The organism is Candidatus Margulisiibacteriota bacterium (genome assembly GCA_028706105.1).
Taxonomy (GTDB): Bacteria; Margulisbacteria; Riflemargulisbacteria; order GWF2-35-9; family DYQY01; genus DYQY01.
Genome location: JAQWCF010000013.1, coordinates 23426 through 29667 on the forward strand (window position 1 = coordinate 23426; position 6242 = coordinate 29667).

The 6242-nt window shown below is 35.3% G+C and carries 9 protein-coding genes; 1 reads left to right on the forward strand and 8 read right to left on the reverse strand.

Features of this window, described 5'->3' with window-relative positions; genetic code table 11:
• Positions 1-21 precede the first annotated feature (21 nt).
• From bioC to folP, 8 genes are read right to left on the reverse strand one after another with little or no spacing between them, the layout of a single operon-like run.
• The gene (gene bioC, locus PHF25_02430) at positions 22-771 is read right to left on the reverse strand and encodes a malonyl-ACP O-methyltransferase BioC (GenBank protein MDD4526876.1); all 750 of its coding nucleotides are present in this window, start codon (positions 769-771) and stop codon (positions 22-24) included.
• A complete protein-coding gene (locus tag PHF25_02435; GenBank protein ID MDD4526877.1) occupies positions 764-1414 on the reverse strand; it encodes a DUF452 family protein in 651 nt (216 codons plus the stop codon). The genes bioC and PHF25_02435 overlap by 8 nt, the downstream gene beginning before the upstream one ends.
• 1 nt (position 1415) lies before the next feature.
• On the reverse strand, positions 1416-2585 hold the full coding sequence (locus PHF25_02440) for an 8-amino-7-oxononanoate synthase (protein MDD4526878.1): 1170 nt from the start codon (positions 2583-2585) through the stop codon (positions 1416-1418).
• Positions 2586-2601: 16 nt separating this feature from the next.
• A complete protein-coding gene (rimI, locus tag PHF25_02445; GenBank protein MDD4526879.1) occupies positions 2602-3051 on the reverse strand; it encodes a ribosomal protein S18-alanine N-acetyltransferase in 450 nt (149 codons plus the stop codon).
• Positions 3048-3698, reverse strand: coding sequence for a tRNA (adenosine(37)-N6)-threonylcarbamoyltransferase complex dimerization subunit type 1 TsaB (tsaB, locus tag PHF25_02450; protein ID MDD4526880.1), 651 nt, complete (start codon positions 3696-3698; stop codon positions 3048-3050). The genes rimI and tsaB overlap by 4 nt, the downstream gene beginning before the upstream one ends.
• Positions 3691-4104, reverse strand: coding sequence for a tRNA (adenosine(37)-N6)-threonylcarbamoyltransferase complex ATPase subunit type 1 TsaE (tsaE, locus tag PHF25_02455; GenBank protein MDD4526881.1), 414 nt, complete (start codon positions 4102-4104; stop codon positions 3691-3693). Before tsaE ends, tsaB begins: the two co-directional genes overlap by 8 nt.
• A gap of 37 nt (positions 4105-4141) precedes the next feature.
• A complete protein-coding gene (gene folK / locus PHF25_02460; protein ID MDD4526882.1) occupies positions 4142-4618 on the reverse strand; it encodes a 2-amino-4-hydroxy-6-hydroxymethyldihydropteridine diphosphokinase in 477 nt (158 codons plus the stop codon).
• Entirely contained in the window at positions 4618-5499 is an 882-nt protein-coding gene (folP, locus tag PHF25_02465; protein ID MDD4526883.1) for a dihydropteroate synthase, read from the reverse strand. Before folP ends, folK begins: the two co-directional genes overlap by 1 nt.
• Positions 5500-5551: 52 nt before the next feature.
• On the opposite strand from folP, the gene PHF25_02470 reads away from it, so the two are divergent.
• Positions 5552-6242, forward strand: a 691-nt coding sequence (locus tag PHF25_02470; protein ID MDD4526884.1) for a polyprenol monophosphomannose synthase, incomplete at its 3' end; no start/stop codon positions are given.

A 6242-nucleotide genomic window follows, 5' to 3' on the forward strand; every position in this document is an offset into this window, starting at 1 on the left:
AATTTTATTATATGGATAATCCTATTTGTTACAAGAACAAATCACACAGATAGGTCTATAAGTAAGGCTTAATTTGCCTTCTTTAGAGTACTTCTTTTTATATTCAAGACCTTTTTCTTGAAGTTGTGCTTTCGACAATTTTGTAGGACCTAAGTTGTTGGCTCCTGTAGCCTTAATATGCTGTAAAACACTCACGAAATCATCAAAATATAATTTCTCCTCCATCTCAACAACTTCCATTATATTAAAACGCTCACTTAAGATGCAAATAAGCTCTGCTTTATCTAAATAATTTAACGATACACCCAACACATCATTTATCTCCTTAAAATTACCTTTATTAAAAGTAGTAAAGCCTAAATAGCCCTCATCTACTAAGGAATTCTCTATTTTCTGCAGAAATTTCTTAATGTCTTCTATCCACTGAAAGACAGCGTTTGCTATTATCAAATCAAATTTGGTCGTTAATTCTATTTCTTCAATATCACCATCAAGGAACTTAATCTTCGGGGAAAAAGCTAACAGAAATGCCTGATAGTTATTAATAATGTCATTGGCAAAATAATTCCTAATCTTAAAATCATCTATCATCCTTGAAGTTAAAAGACCTGTCCCTGCCCCTACTTCCAAAACATTTTCAAAACAAACTCCACCTTGTTTTTGCAGCATCTCCACTAGTTTATCTGCCATCAGAACTTGAATAACAGCCGAGTTATTATAAGTATTTACACAACGCGAAAAATTTTTCTTTATCAAACCCTTATCAAGCATCTAGTAATTGATCCCAACTTTGATAATCAAAAAAAGGATAATGACTGTTATCCAAAACAATCGGGCTATCCCACAACAACAACAAATTATTATAAGGAAATATTTTATCTTTTTTGCTGATAAAAACCTTAGTAAAATATTTGTTATCTTCTATTTTAATTTCTTTTGAAAACTCTTTAATACTTATTAGCTCTTGTTTAAGTTTATCTATTTCTGAAATCGTCTGTATTTTATGGAATTTTGCATAATGCTCGCTACAAGTGAACATCCGCCTATAAAATTTATTCAAATTTGAAATATCTAAATTATCATAAGTACCCTGATATACACCAGTCGAAATACCATAAGCATCATCAATTGGAAGAATAGAACCATTAATCGCAATTACTTGATCGGTCTGATATGTTCCTCTATGCAGTAAAGCAGCCACGACTCCAAGCGACCAAGCAACAACAAAAATTGTCTTATATTTTTTAATAGTTTTTAGTAATTCATCTGGAACTTCACTTACTGTATAATCATAAAATACCAACAAATCATTACGAGCTGTTTCAAGCACAATAGAATTAGGTTGCATGCCCCATCCAGTATAAAAAATAATTAAACTGTCTGCACTAGTTTGCTTAACCCACTGAAACTGCATGCTATCTTGCTCCCACAGACCAACACAAGCTTAAAGCCTCGACTAGCTGACTTATATCTGAAGCATCTAGCTCGGCATTCAATGAAATCCTTAATCTGGAGCTCCCCATAGGGACTGTGGGCGGACGAACTGCAAACACTAAAAACCCTGCTTCTTCAAGTTGCTTGGATAATTTCAGCGTACTTTTATTGTCCCCGATAACAATTGAAACAATATGACTATCCCCTGTTACTTCATAACCAAGAGCTTTAACTTTTCTTCTAAAATCATCGGACATTTTTTGTAGCTTTGTTCTTTGTTCAACAAGCAACAACTGTAAATTTTCTAACAACCACTTAGTCCAAAGAATATTAATTGGAGGTAACGCAGTAGAAAAAATAAAAGACCGTGCTTTATTAACTAAATACTGTTTCATCTCCTTGTCACAAGCTACAAATGCCCCAACAGAAGCTAATGCTTTACCAAATGTTCCAATCATCACATCAACTTGCTCTGCCAAACCTAACTCCACGCAAACGCCTTCTCCGTTTTTACCTCTCACGCCAAAAGCATGAGCTTCATCAACATAAAGAGAAAATTTATATTTATTCTTATACGCAACTAAGGTTTTTATATCTGCGGTGTCGCCATCCATGCTAAAAATGCTCTCTGTTATAACCCAAGCATTTTCAAAATTATCTCTGTACTTGGCAAGTAACCCGTTCAAACTATTCATATCATTATGTTTATAACGATACAATTTTGCTCCACTTAATAAAATACCGTCAATGATGCTTGCATGGACCTGTTTATCTGCAAAAATTATCGCTTTTTTATCAATAAGTGCTGGAATTACTCCAATATTTGCCTGAAACCCACTCCCAAAAACCAAAGCTTCTTTCCCTGTGTACAACTTGGCGAGCAATAACTCTAACTCATCAAGAACAATATTGTTGCCTGACATTAGCCTAGAAGCAGAAGAAGAGAACGGATATTTTGCAATATCAACCTCACTTAAAAATCGTTTCCTTAGAGAAGAATCCCCAGCAATTCCGAGATAGTCGTTAGAAGATAAGTCCATCAATTTCCGATTATTAATCATAACGTACTTGCCTTCTCGAGCAGATACAGCACGAAGGACTCTTAATTGCTCTATTGATGATAAATATTCTAATTCTCTTTGATAATTCATAATTAATCTTATAACTTTAAGCTATTTTACTATAGGTGATACAAAGACGCATCCGCAAAGCATTTTCCCCATCTGGATAATACTTTTTACGCACGCCAATAACCTCAAACCCATTGCTTTTATAAAAATCTACAGCTTTTGAGGTTGCTCTAACTTCTAAAAATATACTTTCTATTTTCTTTTCCCTTAAATTGTTCATTAATATTTTCATTGCCTTAGAACCAATGCCACGGCTCTGGTTTTCTGGTCCAATCGCAATATTGATTAGCTCTGCTTCTGGAGGCAAAACATCTACCATAATGTACCCAACTGGACTACCTTGCTCTATTATTAAACTAACAATTTTGTCGTCTTTATCTAAGGCATTTAAAAAGTCTTCTCTGCTCCAAACAGAAGCGATTGTTTGCTGATGAATTCTTTCTAAAAAGGCTAAGTCATTAGCTTGAGCCTTTTGTAGCTTGATCACTTTTTTGTACCTACTTTAGGAGCAGTCACATTTACAGGATAGGAATAAATAGGAGCTACTGTATCTAATTCCAGTTCCGATTTTTGTTTAGACAATAAAATAGCTTCTGAGGCCAAGGGCTTAACTGCTTTATAAATACCTTTATTTAATTCTGGTACTTCGTACAAGTCCCCTATTACTAAAAACTCTTCTTTGATCTGTAATAATTTTGGGAACAAACTATCTTTTCTAATAGTATCACTGACTATAATAGAATTTAGTTGTTCTCCCCCGCCGTAGAACCCATAATTTAATTCATCCTTACGTGACTCCATTGTAGCAACTATTAATCCTCGATATTCTTTGTTCTGATAAGCCAGTAATTCCAATAAATTTACAGTTTTTAATTTTTTAGCATTCATTAAGGCCAACACTTTAATCGTTGTTAACGAGTTTCTAATCCCACCGTAACTACCTGGTCCATTCACAACAATATACTCATCTATCTCGCTTACATCTTTACCTACGACTTTAAGAGCTTGGTCAATAATGATAATCAAATCATCTATTTTTTCTTTCCTTAAATTTATCTCGCTAAGCAAAACCTCGTTTTCCATTACTGCTATACTTACATCTCTTGTTACTGCCACTACCCCTAAGCTAATCATCTATAGTTATCCTTCTTTCATTAGCTAACGTTTCAATATTAACTCGCACGATCTTCTCGGGAAGTATTTCTTCAAAAAGTTCAGCCCATTCAATAAAGGTAACATCGGTATCGTTAAAATATTGGTCCATTCCTATTTCTAAAAGCTCATCCGTATGTTTAACTCTATAAAAATCAATATGGTTTACTTTCCATTTGCCACTCTCATATTCATTAACAATAGTAAAGGTAGGACTATTAACATATTCGCTAACCTCGAGCTCCTTGCAAATAAGCTGTACTAAAGTAGTTTTACCAGCGCCCAAGTCACCAGTTAAAGTGACTATCTTTCCAGGCACTAATCCACTGGCTATTTCTTTGGCAACCTTTTTTGTCTCTGCTAAACTTTTCACCAAATACTGCCTCATCTTGAGTCTCTCGTACCTCGTCTTACGTCCCTCATCCTCAAATCTCTCTACCTTCTTTCAAAGAACGGAACAAGGTAGCAATATTGCTATCTAAGATTGGATGATAAGCTTCTGGAGCAATCTCACTAAATGGTTCCAAAACAAATATCCGCTCATGCATCAGTGGATGCGGGATTATTAGGTCATCGTCCAACACAACCTCTTTGTCATAAAACAAAATATCAATATCAATTGTCCTCCTAGAATATTTGCCTTTGTCTGTTCTTCCTAACTGTCGTTCTACTTCCTCTGTGACTTTAAGTAACTCATGAGGAGTATAAGAAGTAGCTATTTTTATTACACTATTAACAAAGATTGGGTCTTCTGGCTTGTTTTCTGCAGGGTATTCAAGGAAGCTCGAAACCGCCATTGTGCGGATGTTTTTATCTTTTTCTAATTCAATAATAGCTTGATTAACATAACCATATCTATCTCCTAAATTAGACCCTAATCCCAAAAATGCTTCATGCTTCATCACGTCACCTCTTTCTTTATTGCCTTAGTTGTTAATACAACGTCCCTCATTTCACTAACATCATGAACCCTTATAATTCCAGCCCCATTTAAAACACTAACAGCTACAGTTGCGGCTGTTCCAAATATTCTATCATAGATATCCTTGCCTGTTATTTTCCCAATAAAACTTTTCCGGGAAGACCCTATCAGAATAGGGCAACCTAGTCCTTTGAAAACCTTTAAATCCCTTATTATTTGCAAATTCTGCTCTACGTTTTTTCCAAAGCCAAGGCCAGGATCCACAATTATTTGTTTTCTATCAATTCCTGCCTTCTCGGCTACTTCTATTCTACTATATAAAAACTGATAAATGTCAGAAATAAGGTCATTGTACTCAGTGTCATTTTGCATAATATCAGGAGTAGCTTTGGTATGCATCAAACAAATAGGGACTCCATGCTTGGCTACCACAGAAAACATCTCTGCATCAAATGTTCCAGCACTCACATCATTGATCATATCAGCACCTTTTTGGATGGCTACTCCTGCAACAACAGCTTTATTCGTATCAATAGAAACTAAAACCTTTGGCATTTCTTTTTTTATTGCTTCTAATACTGGAATAACTCTAGCCAACTCTTCTTCTTCACTGACAAACTTACTTCCCGGACGTGTAGATTCTCCACCAATATCAATCAAGGTAGCACCTTCTGCAATCATTTTCTTAGTTTGTTCCACTGCCTGAATCGGGTCTACAAACTTACCACCATCACTAAAGCTATCTGGCGTAACATTAAGTATCCCCATCAGTACCGGCTCGTCAAAAAGGTCTAAACTTCTTTTGCCAAAGTAAGTTAAATGGGACTCATTTTCTTGCATCTTTAAAGTATTTACGTTCATACCAATATTATACAGCCTTTCCTTAAACAAAAAATCCCTATATAATTTGTTCATGGACTTATCTATTGTCATCCCCACCTATAAGGAAAAAGAAAATCTTCAAGAGCTTCTTCCAACACTAAATCAAACGCTGTCTGGCTTCGAATTTGAAATTATTGTGGTAGACGATTTTTCTGACGATGGCACAGAGGAAATGATCAATAAACTGAATTTGCAGTCCGTTCAACTTCTAACTAGAAAAAATGAACGAGGGCTCTCCTCTGCTGTGCATTCTGGGGTTGTTAAAGCAAAAGGGAAAGTTATTTGTTTTATGGACGCCGACTTCTCCCATCCACCTGTTGCACTTACAGGTATGTACAAAATGATTACAAAAGAGAACTACGACTTAGTTGTTGGCAGTAGACTTATTAAAGGTGGTGGCTCCAAAGATTGGCCATTTGTTAGAAAATTTATTTCTTGGGGTGCGAGACAATTAGCAGCACCGCTAACTCCAATCAAGGATATTACTTCTGGGTTTTTTATGTTCAAACGAGATATTTATCCTACCAAAGAATTAAACTTAGAGGGTTTTAAAATAGGATTAGAAGTTGCAGTAAAAGGTAACGCTAAGAAATTCGGTGAATACCCAATAATGTTTGAAGACCGCAAATATGGCGAAAGCAAGCTTAGTGGTGGCGTAATGGCATCTTATCTTAAACAATTAGCGCAACTGTATAAATATAAATTGTTTGAAAAATCCAAGT